Here is a 1,046-nt window from a genome sequence, read left to right on the forward strand (position 1 = left end):
TAAATCTTTTGACACTACCCCATCCCATTATACAAGAGTGGTCAAGGGGTTTCAATTTAAGGATTATTCCAGAAGTAAATAGGCTTGATTACTAAGCACCGGATGTTGGTTCATGATCCATTTCTTCCTTTTTGTTATCAAGATCTGTTACATTCTTTTCTTTTTCGTCCTTTAACGTTTCTAGCTCCGTTATTAATTTCGCATTTTCTTTTTCAGCAACTTTCAATCTTCGGTGGATTGTTAAAATTCTAACAACTCCTGCAGATGCAATAATAAATCCTCCCATAAAAACTGAACCTAAAATAATTAGTACAAGGGGCCATTCTGCTTTTCCAAATAAATAATCAACCTCAACTGGCTCAACATTTATAACTGCAAAGATGGCAATAATGATGGCAAAAATAATGGCTAGAATTAAACTCCATTGACGTTTCATTTGTATTCCTCCCTTCTTCTAAGGTGAGTAAGGGTTAATATGTACCATTACATTTTGTACGTGTTCATGCTCACTCATTAGCTTTTCTTTTACAAGCTTCCCTATGTTATGACCTTCTTCAACCGTTATGTGAGGGTCAACGGAAACTTTAATATCTACGATAACATAATGTCCATGTTCTCTGGCATGCAACTCATCAATTTTTTTAACCTCACTTATTTTACTCACTGTATCCTTAAGATCAACAACATCTTCATCATGCAAAACATGATCAAGTGTTGTATGGATTGATTCAGCACCAAGCTTCCAGGCCATCTTTATAACCAATATAGCTACAAATAGTCCTGCAACAGGATCTGCATAAACAAGCCAGTCTATTCCCATCTTTTGACCAATTATCGCGGCACCAATACCAGCCAAAGCAGCTATGGAAGAATAAACATCTGAGCGATGCTCATAAGCATTTACAATGATAGCATCACTTTTTATTCTTTTACCCAATCTAAACTTATATCGAAACATCCATTCTTTAACGACGATTGACAATATGACTGCATATATTGCAAGTGGCTTCGGTGCTTCAATTTCCTCAAAAAACATTCATGATCTT

1 protein-coding gene and 1 pseudogene are annotated in these 1,046 nt (G+C 35.7%); both read right to left on the reverse strand.

Translation table 11 applies throughout. From position 1 onward, the window contains the following. Nucleotides 1–91 precede the first annotated feature (91 nt). Entirely contained in the window at nt 92–436 is a 345-nt protein-coding gene (locus tag COD11_RS25770) for a LapA family protein (RefSeq protein WP_098799741.1), read from the reverse strand. Nucleotides 437–454: 18 nt separating this feature from the next. Further along, nucleotides 455–1,033: pseudogene (locus COD11_RS25775) on the reverse strand (cation diffusion facilitator family transporter); the annotation flags it as partial. Nucleotides 1,034–1,046: the final 13 nt, after the last annotated feature.

The sequence above is a fragment of the Bacillus sp. AFS040349 genome, from assembly GCF_002577655.1.
Taxonomy (GTDB): Bacteria; Bacillota; Bacilli; order Bacillales; family Bacillaceae; genus Metabacillus.

Coding starts and splice junctions, on each gene's coding strand:
- COD11_RS25770 (WP_098799741.1), bottom strand. CDS start 436: ATGAAACGTCAATGGAGTTTAATTCTAGCCATTATTTTTGCCATCATT.